The following is a 15531-nucleotide window of genomic DNA, read 5'->3' on the forward strand; positions in this document are numbered from 1 at the left end:
TCAAGTAACTTATTTATTTACACAATAAACTATTTTAGTGCCAAACTACTTTTCGTTTGATCCCCGGCATCAAGTGTCATATAATGAAAATATATTTCAAGAAAAGGAATTTATATTTTTTGTAAAGCTGATAAATTAAATCTATTTTGATGATGCTAATCTCGCAGTAGTTTAGCCCCTTTTTGGAGAGGAGGATCCGGTCATTGAATTTAAACCAACTGGAGACGCTGCTCACAATTTCCAAAACGATGAGCTTCCGCAAAGCCGGTGAAGTCCTCAACCTGACGCAGCCAGCCGTATCCGCCCAGATTAAAAGCTTGGAGGATGAATTTAAAACCGTACTGATCGACCGTAATCAGCCGGTGACGCTGACCGACAGCGGACGGGTATTCCTCGAGCATGCGGAGCTGATTTTACAAACGGTGGAAGACTTAAAGCAGCGTTTGGCTGATTTGAATCAAACCCCGCAGGGACATATTCATCTTGGAACGACGACTTCGATTGCGATTCAAATTTTGCCGCGGGTGTTGTCCTACTTCCAAAACCAGTTCCCTTTGATTAAGACGACCATTCATTCGATGACTTCGTCGCAAATTATGCAGAGCGTCGAGAACGGAACGATCGATATCGGCATTACATACTTGTTTGAGAAGCATCCGGCGCTGGAGAGCTCGGTTCTTTATTACGACACCTTCGAGCTTGTCGTTTCCCCGCAGCACCCGCTGAGCCGCTTTCAGCATATTCCGATCGAGAAGCTTCAAGATATTCCGCTCATTATGCTTTCGCCGGAGACGGCCGGCCGCCGGTTCGTGGATCAAATTTTCAAACAGCTGAATCTTGCTCCGCAAATTGTCATGGAGCTGTCAAGCAGCGAGGAAGTAAAGCGGATGGTCGAATTGAATCTCGGCGCGGCCATTATTTCCAAGATGTCGATCGCGACGGAGCTCAGGCTCGGAACGCTCAAAATGATCAAAGTCAACGAGCTGGAAATCAGCCATCCCGTCGGCGTCGTTTATAAGTCGGGGCGGTATTTGAGCTCGGCGCTGCATCAATTTTTGCTCGATTTGAAAGGCATGCAGGAAATCCAATTTATAGGATCGGAGTGACGTGAAATGAAATTCGATTTGCATACTCATCATGAACGCTGCGGACATGCGCTGGGCACGATCCGCGACTATATCGAGGCGGGGATCAGCAGCGGCTTGTCCGTGATCGGCATCTCGGACCATTCGCCGTATTTTGCCAGCGACGCGGACCACGAGCAGCCCGGCATCGCAATGGCCAAGAGCGAATTCGCCCGCTATGTGGAGGAAGTGCTGAAGCTGAAGCAGGAGTACGCCGGTAAAATTGACGTGCTGCTGGGCTGCGAATCCGATTTTTTCCCGGAGCATGTCGACGTCTACCGCAGCGTTTACGAACAATACCCTTTTGATTATCTTATCGGCTCCGTTCATCTATCAGGCGGTGTCAGTATTTTTAACAGGAAGCGCTGGGATGGTCTGACCGACCGGCAACAAATCGAGCAAAAAGAGATTTATTACGATCTGATCGCGCAGTCGGCCCGCAGCGGCCTGTTCCAAATTCTCGGGCATATCGATGCGATGCGCGGCTTCTATCCGGCCTTCTCGGACATCCCTACCGATGCCGTGGATAAAACGCTGCAAATCATCGCCGAGCAAGATGTCGCTATAGAGATTAACACTTCCGGCAAAACCAAAGATTGCGGCGGCTGGTATCCGATCGACGCGGTGCTCGAACGCGCCAACCATTACGGCGTTCGCGTCACCTTCGGCTCCGACGCCCATAAGCCGGAACGTGTCGGGGACGACTGGGAGCTGGTGAGCCGGCGGCTGAAGGAAATCGGCTTCAAAGAGTGGGTTTATTTCAAGCAAAAACAGCGGCAGATCGTGCCGTTGTAATTCATAAAGCAGATTCGGGGCCGATTCCTTGCGGGGAATCGGCCTTTTTGCGTGCGGACGGATAGGCAGCTGACCCTCCCCCTTCCGCCGTATGCATTGAGACAAACGCTGCATTTTGAGTTCGACATTGCCGGATGAGGAGCGATTTCACTAAAAAAGCCCGGCTCTGCCGCTCTTCACAGAGCTGGGAGAATCGGGCTTTCCTTAGTTTTCGGCTTTTTGGCTAACGCCGCCTACGCTTCGTACAGCTCCAGCGGCAAGTCGTCCGGGTCTTTGAAGAACGTATATTTCTTCCCGGTCACCGGATCGACGCGGACCGGTTCGACGTCTACGCCCTGCTCGCGCAAGTATGCAGCGGACGCTTCCACATCGATTACTTCAAAGGCGAGATGCCGCAGCCCTCTCGCTTCCGGGTACTGCAGCCGGGGCGGACAATCCGGGAAGGAGAACAATTCGATCTGCGTATGCTCCGCAATTTGCAGATCGAGCTTATAGGACTGCCGCTCGGCGCGGTACGTCTCTTCAATGATCCGAAATCCGAGCAGCTCGGTATAAAACCGTTTGGACACCGTATAATCCGAACAAATGATAGCTACATGATGAACTTTACGTATAGATAACATATAAGGTAAAAATCAACTCCCGATTTGATACGAAACGGCCCGCTTCCAGCCCGCCATCCTCCGCTCTCTGAACTCCTCGCCCTGCTGCGGAACGAACGTGCGGTCAAATCCTTTCAACGTCTCCAGCTCCGCCACGTCCTTCCAGAAGCCAACGGCAAGGCCGGCCAGCATGGCGGCTCCCAAAGCCGTAGTCTCAATCGTCTTCGGCCGCGCGACGGGCACTCCGAGCAGATCGGCCTGGAACTGCATCAAGAAGTCGTTCTTGGCCGCACCTCCGTCTACCCTCAGCTCCTTGAGCCGGATACCGGATTCCTCCTCCATTACCTGCAGCACCTCGCCGCTCTGATAGGCGATCGATTCCAGCGCCGCGCGCACCAGATGCGCCTTGGAGGCGCCGCGAGTCAGTCCGGTAATCATCCCTCTTGCCTCCGGCTCCCAATAAGGGGTGCCGAGACCGGTGAAGGCGGGTACGAAGAAGACGCCCTCCGTATGCTCGACGGAAGAAGCGAGCGCATCGGTTTCCGACGCGTCGGCGATCAGTCCCAGACCGTCGCGCAGCCACTGAATGACCGTTCCGGCGTTAAACACGCTTCCTTCCAAAGCATAGCATACTTGGCCGCCGATTTTCCACGCGATCGTCGTAATGAGCCCTTTTTGCGATAAAATCGGCTTCTCGCCCGTTTGCTTCAAGACGAAGCAGCCGGTTCCGTACGTATTTTTGGCCATCCCTTCCTTGAAGCAGCCTTGACCGAACAGCGCCGCCTGCTGGTCGCCCGCCGCTCCGGCGATCGGTATGCCGGCAGCTCCCCCGAGCAGCGTCGTATGTCCGTACACTTCGCTGGAGGAGCATACTTCCGGCAGCATTGCGGCCGGTATGGACAGCTCCTGCAAAATGTCGCGATCCCACTCCACGGTGTGAATGTTGAGCAGCATCGTTCGGGAAGCGTTGGATACATCCGTCACATGGCGCCGGCCCTCGGTCAGCTTCCAGATCAGCCACGTATCGATCGTGCCGAACAGCGCTTCCCCGCGCTCCGCCTTCTCCCGAATATCCGGATTCGCGTCGAGAATCCATTTCAGCTTCGTGCCTGAGAAATAAGCGTCCAGCACGAGCCCGGTCTTGCCCTGAATCGCCGCGGCCGCGCCCCTCTCCCTGAGCTCGTCGCAAATGGCGCTTGTGCGGCGGCACTGCCAGACGATGGCGGGATGCAGCGGCTTGCCGGTCCGTTTATCCCATACGACCGTCGTTTCCCTCTGGTTGGTGATGCCGATAGCCGCGATATCCTCCACCGCGATCGTCTCCACCGCCTGCTTCAGCACTTCGAGCTGGGTTTGCCAAATCTCTTCGGCGTCATGCTCGACCCAGCCGGATTGCGGAAAAAACTGCGTAAATTCCTTTTGCGCCGTTCGAACAATCGCTCCCTGACGGTCGAAGACGATCGCCCGGCAGCTCGTCGTTCCTTGATCTATTGCAACGACATAACGGGATGTGCTCATCCTTTCTCCTCCTTGCCGCTTCGCCTGACGGATTAAACCGTTTTCAAGTTGAAATCTATCATACGAACATTTTCTCTGTCAACCGTATTGATTCCTCTCCACTCTCGTGTTATGATACGAATAATCAAGTACATGCAAGACCTATGACAAGTTAATATTTGGTCAGAGAATAAGAGTAGACCGTAACATACCTTGCTGCAAGCCGTTTTTCGGACTTGGGGCCAGGCCGTGTTATCGGTCTTTTTTTGTTGCGGCCCGGTCATCCGGACAGAAGGCATACTAACGAAGAAGAGGGTTGATTTCAGATGAGTACAAGTTTTTCAGGAGTGCATCGCGCGGAGCATAAACAAAGCCTAAGCAGTCAGCAGTTGGACTTGCTGGTCATCGGCGGAGGGATCACGGGAGCCGGCATCGCCCTGGATGCTCAGACGCGCGGCATGTCGACCGGCCTGATCGAAATGCAGGACTTCGGGGCTGGCACGTCCAGCCGTTCGACCAAGCTGATTCACGGCGGACTGCGTTACTTGAAGCAGCTGGAATTCAAGCTGGTCGCCGAGGTCGGCAAGGAGCGCGCGATCGTATACGAAAACGCCCCTCATGTAACGACTCCCGAATGGATGCTGCTGCCGATCATCGAGGGCGGTACGTACGGGAAGCTGGCGACGTCGGTCGGCTTGCTCGTATACGATTATTTGGCCGGCGTCCGCAAAAAAGAGCGCCGGATTATGTTCTCGAAAGAAAAAACCTTGAATAAGGAACCGCTGCTGCGCACGGATAAATTAAAGGGCGGAGGCTATTACGTCGAGTACCGGACGGACGACGCGAGGCTGACGATCGAGACGATGAAGGAAGCGGTGCGCCGAGGCGTGAAGGCGATGAACTATGCCAAAGCCGAGGAGCTGCTTTACGACAAGGGGAAAATCGTCGGGGTCCGCGCGGTGGACCGGATGAGCGGAGAACGCTTCGAAATCCGCGCCAACAAGATCGTCAACGCAGCCGGCCCTTGGGTCGACACGATCCGCGAAATCGACGGCTCTAAGCAGGGCAAACGGCTCCATTTGACAAAAGGGGTCCATCTGGTCATTGACGGCAGCCGCTTTCCGCTCAAGCAGGCGATTTACTTCGATACGCCGGACGGACGGATGGTGTTCGCGATCCCGCGGGACGGCAAAACGTACGTCGGAACGACAGACACGAACTACCAGGGCGATATCGCCCATCCCCGGATGACGGTGGAAGACCGCGACTATATCGTCCGCGCCGCCAACTTCATGTTCCCATCGCTCAAGCTGGGGCCGGAAGACGTCGAATCGAGCTGGTCGGGCTTGCGGCCGCTCATCCACGAAGACGGCAAATCCCCGTCCGAGCTGTCGCGGAAGGACGAAATTTTCATCGCGCCGTCGGGGCTGATCACGATTGCCGGCGGCAAGCTGACAGGCTACCGCAAAATGGCGGAGCGCATCGTCAACCTGGTGGCAAGCCAGCTTGAGCAGCAGGGCCATGCTTCGTATCCCGGCTGCACGACCGACCGCGTCAAACTGTCCGGCGGAGATGTCGGCGGCTCCCAAGGCTACCCCGGCTTCCTCAAGAGCAAGGTGCAGGAGGGCGTCCGCATCGGACTAAGCGAAGCCGAAGCCAAAACGCTCGTGCAGCGCTACGGCTCCAACGTCGACCGCGTCTTCGAACTGTACGGGAAACACCAGGAAGAAGCCAAGCGTTACGGCATGCCCGCCTCTTGGTTCGCTTCCCTGCTGTACGGCATCGACGAAGAGATGGTCGTAACGCCGCTGGACTTTTTCATTCGCCGCACCGGCTCGCTGTACTTCAATATCCAAGCGGTCCATAGCTGGAAGCAGCCGGTGATCGGCTATATGGCCGAACGCTTCGGCTGGACTGAAGAGCAAGCCGAGCTGCAGGCGTCCGAGCTCGAACGCCATCTTCACGACGCGGTAGAGCCGCTCGCTTAGCAAACGCGTTAATAATGGCCCCATATGTCTTTCCGGGAGGTCGTCACGGCGACCGCCCCGGCCTTCAGGGCCATCTCCACATCCTCCACCGTACGTATGAGTCCCCCTGCAAGAATCGGAATGCCGAGCTCTTCTTTCATCTCTGCAATGATATGCGGGATTACCCCCGGCAGCACTTCAATATAATCGGGCTGTACCTTCGCCGTAATTTTATAGGTCGTCTCCAACGCCGTCGTATCGAGCAGAAAATGCCGCTGAATGGCAAGCACTTTGTTTTTCTTGGCGGTCGCTATCGCCGCGCTCTTCGTCGAGATGATGCCGGCGGGCTTGACCGATTGGCATAGAAATTCGATCGCATACTCGTCGTTTTTCAACCCGTGGATCAAATCCGCGTGAATGAGCATTTTTTTCTGATGGCTTCTTGCCAGCTGAACGATGCTTAACAGCTGCGAGATATGAATATCGAGCAGCACCAGATATGTAAATTGGCTTTTGAGCAGCAGCTCCAAATCTCTCATCTTGCGCACCGCTGGGAGTACCTTTTGACCGTAAAAATTCATTTGCCTGCCTCCTTCTCATTCCCTGCAACCTGTAACCTGCGTCCGCCTTTTCGCCACGCTTCTAAAAGGGTGGTGAAAAAGTCCGCTGCGGCGTCCATTTGATCCTCCAATCGCTGTTGAAAACGGATTCTTTGGATTATTTTCTCGTTTTTTGTGGAGAGAATCCGTTTTCAAAGGCGAACGCTTACGCTTTTCCAGATTCAAATGGCCCCTCCGCTCGTTTTTCACCGGGCTTCTAGAAGGGCCGTGATTTCATCGCGCTTCTTAAGCCAGCTGCTGCTCCAGCGACTTGTACACGTTCGGAATCGTCACTGTAAACGACGACCCGTGTCCCAGCTCGCTCGTCACCTCGATCTCGCCTTCATGGGCTTCGACGAGAGCTTTGACAATACTCAGCCCCAAGCCGACCCCGCCGCTGAACCGGGAACGCGACTTGTCCACCCGGTAGAGCCGGTTGAACACATAAGGCAAATCGGCTTCGCTGATCCCGATTCCGGTATCTTTGCAATAGATAATAGTAGAATCTGTCGTCCAATCGACGCCCAGCGTCACCTTCCCGCCTTCGTTCGTATATTTGATCGCATTGGAGACGATGTTGGAAATAATCTGGATCATTTTGTCGCGGTCCACCTCCGCGTAGCAAGGAGCATTGGTCGGCACGAACTGCAGCTTGACGCCTTTGCTGCGGGCCATCTGCTGAAAGTTGCGGTATACGTTTTGCGTGAGCTGCACCATGTTAATACGCCGGATATGAATCGTAAACCGCGCGGCTTCCGCCTCCGACAGCTTCTCCATATCGTTCATCAGCCGGGTTAAGCGGATCAGCTCGTCATAAATTTGCTGCAGCCATTCCAGGTCGACTTCATAAATGCCGTCGATCATCGCCTCCAGCTGAGAGAGCATCGACGTCAGCGGCGTCCGCAGCTCGTGCGTCAAATCTTCCATCAGATGATGACGCCAATCCTCCTGCTTCTTCAGCTCCCGCGACAGCTCGTTGAGCGTCAGGGCCAGTCTGCGCACTTCTTCGGGGCCTTTCACCGAAGCCTGCACTTCCCAATTGCCGAGCCGGATCTTATGAGCGGCCTCCTGCAGCCTCTCCAAATGGGCGGAGAGCAGCCGGGCCACGAAGAAGCTGACGATGACCGAGATCACGATAATGATGCCGTAGAGCAGCGCCGAGCGCGTCTGCATCATCTTCTGATAGGCGACGACGTTCGGGTCGATCTGGTTGACGGTTTTCAAATAGCCGACCTGCAAAACCCCTTTCGTTTCCCCTTTAGCCACCACCGGATACTCCTGAACAATCAGATCCTTCTCGTTCTGTACTCTTGAAAACATGTCGAACCAGATGTTGCGCCGGTCTTCCCCGTAACGGACCAGAATCCCGTACAGCGTCGCCCTGCGGGTCAGCCACGATTTCTGATCCTCATTGTACGGGCCTACGGACATGTTCTCGTTTCTTATGTCGTCAATTAATTTGAAAGCGTTTACTTTAAGCTGATCCTCCTGATACCGGTCAAACACATTTTGCCAGTTAAAACTGTAACCGTAAGCGACGATCGAAATGATAAGAATAAAGCAGCTTTGGAGAGTAATAAATAGAATCACATTCATTTTACGCAAAAATCTAATCATAATCAGACCGTTTCCTTCGCATCGGGCTCGGCGGCAAATTTATATCCCGAGCCGACCATCGTCAATATGTAACGCGGCTCCTTCGTATCCTCTTCGATTTTTTTTCGCAAGTTTTTGACATGGGTATCGATCGAGCGGCTGTCCCCTTGAAACCGGTAGCCCAGCACATGATAGGAAAGATCGCTGCGCGACCAAATTTTGCCCGGCTTGCTTGTAAATACGCTGAGCAGCTTGAATTCGGTCGTCGTAAGATTCGTATGAACGCCGCGGACGAGCAGCGTATTCGCCTCCAAATCGACCACGATCTGGCCTCTGTCGAAGGTCAGCACATCCGGCTTCGCCTGATCGGCCTTATACGCATGAATGCGCCGTCTTAAAGCGTGAATGCGGGCAATGACCTCCTTCACCCGAAACGGCTTGGCGATGTAATCGTCCGCACCCAGGTTCAGTCCCGCTATCGTATCGCTCTCCCGCGATTTGGACGTCAGCATAATGATCGGCACGACCGATTTTTCGCGAATGCGCCGGCATACTTCTTCTCCCGGCAATCCCTCAAGCATCAGGTCCAAAATGACCAGATCGTACGCGCGGCCGTCGAACAGCTGCACAGCCTCCAACCCGTTAGCGGTGCAATCGACCTCCCAGCCTTCGTTCTTCAAATAAGCGGTTACAACTTCGCGGATTTTAGGTTCATCTTCCACAAGTAATATATGCATTCTGTGATTCCCCCTATCTTTTCATATTACTTGGCTATTCCTTTTTAGACAAGAAACAATTCCCTACTATCCCCAAAAGTGTGCCCGATTTCAACCTATTCACGGGTTAACCATTCAAGAAGTCGGGGGACAAGAGCGATCGGAAGACGTTTCCGCATGCGCAGTCGGCGTTTTCATCACACTTCTCAAAACAAACGAAAAAAAGCCTGAACATCGTCAGGCTTTCATCCGTCCTTGCTGCCAGTTCCGCTAACTATTCAACCAGACCCGTACGCTCTACGCCCTCAACGAACCAGCGCTGGGTAAACATATAAACGACAAGCACCGGCATAATGATCAGGAACGAAGCGGCCATCTTGATCGGCTCGGCGAAGATGCTCGGACCGCTCTGCTCGGCTTCCGCCGCCAGAGATGCGGCAAGACGCGACAAGCTGATCGACAGCGGCACTTCCTTGGCCCCGAACATATACATGGTCGGATAATAGAAGTCGTTCCAGTTCCACACGAAGGAGAACAGGAAGACGACGATGATGGCCGACGTGGAGATCGGGAGCATGACCCGGAAGAACACCCGGAAGACGCTGGCGCCGTCCATCTTGGCCGCTTCCTCCAGCTCCTTCGGCAGCGTGCTGAAAAACTGCCTGTAAATGATGACGAACAGCGCTCCCTTTAAGCCATGGCCGAAAATCGCCGGAACGATCAACGGCAAGTACGTATTGATCCACCCGAAGTCCTTAAACAGCAGGATCGACGGCAAAATCGTGACCTGCGGCGGCATGACGAAGGTGAAGATCAGACATACGAACCAGAACTTTTTCAGCGGGAATTCCAGCCGCGCAAACGCATATCCGGCGACTGCGCAGGAGATGACCTGCAGCACCGCGACGCTCAACGCAACCGTCATACTGATCCAAAACGCGCTGCTGTATTTCAGCAGCCTGAACGCTTCCTCCAGATGCCCCATAAAAAACGAACGCGGCACCCAAATGACGGCGGGATCGAGCAGGTTCGACGAATCCTTGATCATGGTCGTTATCATATACAAAATCGGTTTGATATAAATAAAGGCCACGTCGATGAGGATCAAATACATGAACAACCGGAAGATTAACCCTTTATCGGCTTCCTTGCCGATGAACAAATGCTTCAGCGTCGTCAGCCAGCGGCTCACGGTGTGAGCGTCAAAGCGCGAGTTTTTTATATCTCTTACGATTTTTTGCATTCCGTTCGCCTCCTTTCTATTTGCCTCCGCTAGCGGATTTGTTGACTCTGGAGAAGATGTACAGCACAATACCGAGGAAAATAAGCACGATCATAAAGTAAATCCAAGCCAGCGCGCTGGATAAACCGTAATTCGTCGTATTGACCTTGGAGATGATCGGATTGGACGGAAACGTAAACAAATCGACGACCGTATAAATCAAATTCAGCAAAATGAACGGGGTGAGTCCCGGCAGCGTAATTTTCCAGAACGTCTCCCACGGGTCCGCGCCGTCGATCCGCGCCGCTTCATAGACCGAGGTCGAAATCGTCTGGCGCCCGGCCAGGAAAATCAAAATCTGCACGCCGGAGTACCACAGGATTAGAACGAACGAGCTAATGACGGACACTAGCGGCGCCGCCCACGCTTTGGGCAAATACGTGTTGATGTAGCTGCCGACTTCAAATTCCTGAACGAGAGCCAGCGTTCCTTCGCCCTGGGTTATAAATTCCTGAATGATTTGACCGGTAGAGAAAATGACCGGCAGGAAGAAGATGACCCGGAAGAACGAGCGGCCGAAAAATTTTTGATTCAGCAAGATCGCAATCAGCAGCGAGAAGACGACAATGACCGGAATCATAATCAGCGCCTGCCGCAGGAACGGCAGCAAGTCGTTGTACAAGAGGCCGCCGTCCGCGAACAAAATTTCCCGATAATACTGGAACCCGACCGGCGAATATTCCACGCCGCTGGCCGTTATTTTCACCCGGTTGAAGCTCATGTAGAACGAGTACGCCAAAGGGAAGGCGATGAATGCCAGAAAGCCGATGACCCAAGGTGCGATAAACAGCGAGCCTTCCACTTTGCGGAGAGTGGCGGAGCTCAATTTGTATTTGCGCATTATTGGCTTCCCCCTCCTTGCACTACGATGAAGTCTTGAGCCGGCACGCTCAGCTTGCCGTCGCTATAAGGCGTCGTGTTGTAGTTCAGCACCAGCTTCTTGCCGCCTTCGTACGTCACTTCCCTGACGTTGGGAGCGATCGTTCGATGGCCGACGATGAACTTGTTCTGTACGTCGCCGAGCGCCTCGTTATAGCGCTGGTATTCTTCCACGGCCGTAGACTCCCAGTCATGCACGTTCATGCTGTAATAATAGATGGAATAAGCGCCTTTCATATCCTCCGACGGCGCGCTCGTAAAGATGAACGAAGGGCTTGCGCCGTATTCGATGCTGCGGAGCATCTCCGTCTTATATTGGTCGCGCAGGTTGGACCAGTTGGACGAATAGGTGATCAGCCCGTGCAGAGCGATCTGCATGAACGGAATCGATTCGTCGATGAACAGATCGTACGAGTAATCGTCGGCCAGCCGGTGAATATGATTAATATCCTTGAGCGCGTACAAGTTGGCCCTCTCCACGCTCACTCCGCCCAGCGTATCCTTCACCTGCTGCAGCATCTCCTGCTGCGTATGCATCGTATCCGTTCTCGTCGACAAATAACGGGTGTTGAAGTCGCTGTCGAGATAGCGGCCCACGCCGTCCTCGAAGTAGATGCCGTCGGCGTTCAGCGATTCATATTCCTTCATATCCTTGTCAAGCGACTTGGCCGAGAATTTCGGACTCATCTGCGTCACCGTGTCGCGGCTGGCATACATTTCGAAATCCATCAGCGTGCCGGCCAGGTTGCGCATGCCGTCATACCGCGGATTGAAGCCGTCGCGCTCGTTATTGTTGTAGCTGTAGTTCGCCGCCAAGTACACGGGCAGCTTCAGCGAATGGGCGAATTCGATGAATTGCTTCATCCCTTCGTTGCCGCCGAGACGCTTATCGACCGGGAACAGGCCGCCGAAAGAGCTGTAGCCGCCTTTTTGCCAGCCCATATACTGAATCGACATATTTTCAATGCCGAGGCCGTACAGTCTCTTGACCATTTCCATCGCCTGAGAGGTCGAGGTGCCGAGCAAATATTTATCCCACAGCATCCCCTTCTTCACGTCGGCTCCGACAATATCGACGAACATCGGAATTTTGTTAGAGCTGACCTGCAGCGGTTTGATGCCCTGTTCCTTCATTAAATATTCGCGGTATTTGGAGGCCATGCCGACATAATCGCTTTGCTCCTTCGGCAGCAAATAATAGCGGGTCGAGCGCTGCTCGGAAGTAAACCGGTCCTTGCTGTAAGTGAAGAAGCCGGCGTTCCCTTTCTTGCTCGTATTTTGGAAAAACTTGATCCGGTACTGCCACTCCGGCGTAATCCAGTTCGATTGGCCGAACGCTCCCGACGGCGAGCCGAACACCTTGGAATATTCTTCCCCGCCGGTCATCACCGCAACGAATGCCTTATCGCCCGACTTCATCCCGAACACGGGCATCTTCGCCTGCTGGCGGGCCGTCCGCTCCGCGTAGAAGGATACGTCGCTGCCGTACATATTTTCGCGGTAGATCGATTTGTCGTTAATTTGCTTCGTCTTGAAGCGAATCAGCGCGCCGGAACCGTCCGGTACGACGAGATACCCGTCCTGCCCGATCGACGGCTCGGCACCGAACATCGGATACAGCTTCAGGTTCAGCAAGCTCAGCTTGCCTTCGGTAATGCCGCTGTCGATAATTTTCGTTTCGATGTAATCGTCCTTCACGTTCACTTCGACGGGAATTTTAAACCCGGACGTCTTGAAGTTAAAGGTAACCTTGAACCCGGAGGACGTCGTCTGGAACCCTTCGAGCGTACCTTTATCCTCGATTAAGCTCGTCATTTTGGGCTGCGATTTGAAATTCGCCGCATCGATATATTCGAGCATGATCGGGGATCGCAAATTGTTCCTCCATGTTCCCGTAATCGTCTCCTGCGGCCATTGCTCCGGATTCGGGTAAGAGCGCCAGATTTCGCCGCTTCGCTTGTCTTCTACCTGAAAATGCCCGGTCGTGCTGTCCACAAGCAGCTTCAGCTTATCGCTTTGCGCCGCCAGCTTGAAATTCGCATCGCTAGGCAGCTCCGCCTTCGCCTTGCTCGGGTCGACCGGAGCGCCCTGCTGCGCCGGAGCCGGGGCGGACGAAGCCGCGTCCGCGGCGGGAGCCTGCTGCGCCCCTTGCGCAGGCTGCGCCGTTTTGTCCGCGGCGGCCGCATCCGTCTTCGCCGCATCGGCCGGCGGGTCCGCCGCATTGATCGTCTGCACCGCCTGAGTCGCAATCAGCGAGAGGCTAAGCACGGCGGCGAGCGAAGCGGAGAGCATGATTTTATATCGTCTGCGTCTCATCGGATCGTCACCTCCTGATAGATGGAAAAGAAGAAGTCTTTGAGCTCGGTGCTCAGGCCGAAGGTGATGAAGATCAGAACCCCGAGCAGCGTCATGGTGACCAGCGACAAGAAGATGTTCATGATCGTTTCGCCCACGCTGTAGTTTTGCATCGACTGTACTTTCCAGAAGATCAAGAGGCCGACCCAGATCATCATTCCGTATTGCAGGAAGGTGTAGATCGACGCTTCGCTGAGCGTCATCACATTCGAAATCAGCGTCAGCGGAAGGCCGACGAGCACGATCGGGAACAAGGCGTACGTGCTGCCGAATACGACGTCGCGGAAGCGGCCTTCCCCGCGGTAGATCGTACTGATCAAATAGTTGGATATGATCCAGCCGACCCAAAGTACCATAAATTGGAAGAATACGGTAACCAGATTAATTTCCAGGAATACGGACGCGTTAAAGGTAAAGTTCGTATACGCCCGGTAAATGCAGAACGATACCAAAGCAAGAATAAGCATAATCGCGCTGCTGGCGAAACCGCCCTTGCCCTCGTAACGGATCGCGCTGAATCCGTCGATCGGATGCTTCAGAATGTAGAACGCATGCTTCAGCTGTACGACGATCGGAATTTGCGATCTGCGGCGGTTGCGCCAATTTTGGCGGAACCGGCTTTTCCGGGTCGCCCGCTCGAAGATAAGGAAGCCGAGACCCGCGATAATGACAATATTCATTAAAAAGCCGAAGTGCTTCTGGAACCAGACAAGGCGGATTTGCCAGAACGCGTCGGAATATCCTTCCTGTTGTCCCGCTTGGAAGAAGAGCTTCTCCGCCTGCTCGTAGTCGCCCTTCTTATACGCCGCCTTGGCCAGACCGAGCAGCGCGGGCGTATAGTAAGCGTTAAGCCGCAGCACTTCCTTCCACGGCTTCTCGCTCTCCTCGTAGCGCCCTTCCTGCGTCAGCTGGTTCGCTTTGTGAACCAGCTCGCCGAACTCGGACAGGCGGAATACCTGGATGATGTTGTTCTCTTCATCGAGAATAAACAAGTTATTCTGCGAGTTGGAGGCGATCGCCGACGGCGTCTTCACGACCCCCAGCTTGGAGGAAGAAGCGCTCGTGTCGCCGGACCAGAAGAAGAGCAGATTGCCGTTGGCGTCGTATTGATTGACATATTTGAGCGTCGAATCGATTGCGGTAATGTTGCCGTTGCGGTCGACCGTCAGATCGTTCAGCTTCGGCGTCAGCTTATCCTTGCTCGGGAATCGGACCTCTCCGAAATTTTTGATCTTCTCTTCGGTAGCCGAATCGTCATTCTTCGTTGCCAGCAAGTCTTTCCCCGCAATGTTAAGCTTCTTGATCTGCCCCGTTTCCACTTCTTTGGTGACGGTATAAATGAACCCGCTCTGGTCGATCGTTACGCTGCTGACCGAGCCCGGCAGCTTGCTGATCTCCCGCAAGTACATCTCGCGGGTGTACAGGAGCCGCTTCAACGCGTCCATCACGGAGAAATCCGTCTTGTTGGCGCCGAAGAAGCTTTGGAAATTGCCTTCCGGATCAAGCTGGAGCAGCCCCTGATAGCCGCCCAACGTAGCGATGTACAGAAAGCCCCGCTTATCCACCGCGACCTTGATCGGATCGTATTTGAACGATTCCGGCAAAAACTTCGTATCCGGACGTTTGAATTCGCGGATCAGCTTGCCGCTGTTATCGAGCCGGAGCACCCGCTTATTGCCCGTGTCGGCAACGTAAATTTCGCCTTTTTTGTCGACGAACACGCCTTCCGGTTTTTTCAGCGGGCTTTCCTTCACATCGATGATGCGTACGAAGGACCCTTGCGGGTCGAGCTGGACAATCCGGTTATTCCCCGTGTCCGCAATGTAGATGTTGTCTTTCTCGTCGATAAAAATGCCCTTGGGCTGAACGAGCGGCGAAAACACCTGCTTGCTCGGGTCCTTCGGATCGGGAGCATATATTTCCCTGCCCATCACTTCTACCGGGGTGTAAGCGGACTGGGTCCAAATCAGCTGATCGTAGCCGTTCTTATAGTTCGTATCGTAAGGCACGTAGGCCAGCGCCGTCATCGGCAGCATGGCCGACGCCAGCACGGCGATCGCCAGAAGAAGGAACAGCGGGCGCCGCCATCGTTTCTTGACCGTCATAGTAGCTCTTCCTC

General features: G+C 54.1%; 12 protein-coding genes. 3 read left to right on the forward strand and 9 right to left on the reverse strand.

What is annotated here, in order from left to right; all coding sequences use genetic code 11:
• Positions 1-203: 203 nt before the first annotated feature.
• Both N0M98_RS02245 and N0M98_RS02250 read left to right on the forward strand, forming a co-directional pair.
• Positions 204-1106 (forward strand): LysR family transcriptional regulator, encoded by a 903-nt coding sequence (locus N0M98_RS02245; RefSeq protein ID WP_249862044.1) that lies wholly within the window; start codon positions 204-206, stop codon positions 1104-1106.
• Positions 1107-1112: 6 nt separating this feature from the next.
• Positions 1113-1919, forward strand: a complete 807-nt coding sequence (locus tag N0M98_RS02250; RefSeq protein WP_259616813.1) for a histidinol-phosphatase — start codon at positions 1113-1115, stop codon at positions 1917-1919.
• A 233-nt stretch (positions 1920-2152) separates the two neighbouring features.
• Here the strand turns inward: N0M98_RS02250 and gloA2 are convergent, their stop codons facing one another.
• Together gloA2 and glpK are read right to left on the reverse strand one after the other, a co-directional pair.
• Positions 2153-2542, reverse strand: coding sequence for an SMU1112c/YaeR family gloxylase I-like metalloprotein (gloA2, locus tag N0M98_RS02255; RefSeq protein WP_249862042.1), 390 nt, complete (start codon positions 2540-2542; stop codon positions 2153-2155).
• A 12-nt stretch (positions 2543-2554) separates the two neighbouring features.
• On the reverse strand, positions 2555-4039 hold the full coding sequence (gene glpK / locus N0M98_RS02260; protein WP_259616814.1) for a glycerol kinase GlpK: 1485 nt from the start codon (positions 4037-4039) through the stop codon (positions 2555-2557).
• Between the two features lie 305 nt (positions 4040-4344).
• On the opposite strand from glpK, the gene N0M98_RS02265 reads away from it, so the two are divergent.
• Positions 4345-6006, forward strand: a complete 1662-nt coding sequence (locus N0M98_RS02265) for a glycerol-3-phosphate dehydrogenase/oxidase (RefSeq protein WP_259616815.1) — start codon at positions 4345-4347, stop codon at positions 6004-6006.
• A gap of 8 nt (positions 6007-6014) precedes the next feature.
• Here N0M98_RS02265 and N0M98_RS02270 read toward each other — a convergent pair whose 3' ends face one another.
• The 7 genes from N0M98_RS02270 to N0M98_RS02300 all read right to left on the reverse strand — a co-directional run bounded on the left by N0M98_RS02270 (position 6015) and on the right by N0M98_RS02300 (position 15517).
• Complete coding sequence (locus N0M98_RS02270) at positions 6015-6566, reverse strand: glycerol-3-phosphate responsive antiterminator (protein WP_249862040.1); 552 nt, start codon at positions 6564-6566, stop codon at positions 6015-6017.
• A 264-nt stretch (positions 6567-6830) separates the two neighbouring features.
• Entirely contained in the window at positions 6831-8201 is a 1371-nt protein-coding gene (locus N0M98_RS02275) for a sensor histidine kinase (protein ID WP_249862039.1), read from the reverse strand.
• Positions 8202-8203: 2 nt separating this feature from the next.
• Complete coding sequence (locus N0M98_RS02280; RefSeq protein ID WP_249862038.1) at positions 8204-8917, reverse strand: response regulator transcription factor; 714 nt, start codon at positions 8915-8917, stop codon at positions 8204-8206.
• A 253-nt stretch (positions 8918-9170) separates the two neighbouring features.
• Positions 9171-10139: a carbohydrate ABC transporter permease gene (locus N0M98_RS02285; protein WP_249862037.1), complete on the reverse strand. Its 969-nt coding sequence runs from the start codon at positions 10137-10139 to the stop codon at positions 9171-9173.
• A gap of 16 nt (positions 10140-10155) precedes the next feature.
• Positions 10156-11019 carry a carbohydrate ABC transporter permease gene (locus N0M98_RS02290; RefSeq protein ID WP_259616816.1) on the reverse strand — a complete coding sequence of 288 codons (864 nt, stop codon included), beginning with the start codon at positions 11017-11019 and terminating at the stop codon, positions 10156-10158.
• The gene (locus N0M98_RS02295; RefSeq protein ID WP_259616817.1) at positions 11019-13373 is read right to left on the reverse strand and encodes a DUF5696 domain-containing protein; all 2355 of its coding nucleotides are present in this window, start codon (positions 13371-13373) and stop codon (positions 11019-11021) included. The genes N0M98_RS02290 and N0M98_RS02295 overlap by 1 nt, the downstream gene beginning before the upstream one ends.
• Positions 13370-15517 (reverse strand): YIP1 family protein, encoded by a 2148-nt coding sequence (locus N0M98_RS02300; RefSeq protein ID WP_259616818.1) that lies wholly within the window; start codon positions 15515-15517, stop codon positions 13370-13372. The genes N0M98_RS02295 and N0M98_RS02300 overlap by 4 nt, the downstream gene beginning before the upstream one ends.
• Positions 15518-15531 lie beyond the last annotated feature (14 nt).

The sequence above is a fragment of the Paenibacillus doosanensis genome (assembly GCF_025060755.1).
Lineage (GTDB): Bacteria > Bacillota > Bacilli > Paenibacillales > NBRC-103111 > Paenibacillus_S > Paenibacillus_S doosanensis.

What these genes read in the sequence shown, in the direction of transcription:
- N0M98_RS02250 (WP_259616813.1), top strand. Translation starts at nt 1,113, where the DNA reads ATGAAATTCGATTTGCATACTCATCATGAACGCTGCGGACATGCGCTG.
- gloA2 (WP_249862042.1), bottom strand. Translation starts at nt 2,542, where the DNA reads ATGTTATCTATACGTAAAGTTCATCATGTAGCTATCATTTGTTCGGAT.
- glpK (WP_259616814.1), bottom strand. Translation starts at nt 4,039, where the DNA reads ATGAGCACATCCCGTTATGTCGTTGCAATAGATCAAGGAACGACGAGC.
- N0M98_RS02265 (WP_259616815.1), top strand. Translation starts at nt 4,345, where the DNA reads ATGAGTACAAGTTTTTCAGGAGTGCATCGCGCGGAGCATAAACAAAGC.
- N0M98_RS02270 (WP_249862040.1), bottom strand. Translation starts at nt 6,566, where the DNA reads ATGAATTTTTACGGTCAAAAGGTACTCCCAGCGGTGCGCAAGATGAGA.
- N0M98_RS02275 (WP_249862039.1), bottom strand. Translation starts at nt 8,201, where the DNA reads ATGATTAGATTTTTGCGTAAAATGAATGTGATTCTATTTATTACTCTC.
- N0M98_RS02280 (WP_249862038.1), bottom strand. Translation starts at nt 8,917, where the DNA reads ATGCATATATTACTTGTGGAAGATGAACCTAAAATCCGCGAAGTTGTA.
- N0M98_RS02285 (WP_249862037.1), bottom strand. Translation starts at nt 10,139, where the DNA reads ATGCAAAAAATCGTAAGAGATATAAAAAACTCGCGCTTTGACGCTCAC.
- N0M98_RS02290 (WP_259616816.1), bottom strand. Translation starts at nt 11,019, where the DNA reads ATGCGCAAATACAAATTGAGCTCCGCCACTCTCCGCAAAGTGGAAGGC.
- N0M98_RS02295 (WP_259616817.1), bottom strand. Translation starts at nt 13,373, where the DNA reads ATGAGACGCAGACGATATAAAATCATGCTCTCCGCTTCGCTCGCCGCC.
- N0M98_RS02300 (WP_259616818.1), bottom strand. Translation starts at nt 15,517, where the DNA reads ATGACGGTCAAGAAACGATGGCGGCGCCCGCTGTTCCTTCTTCTGGCG.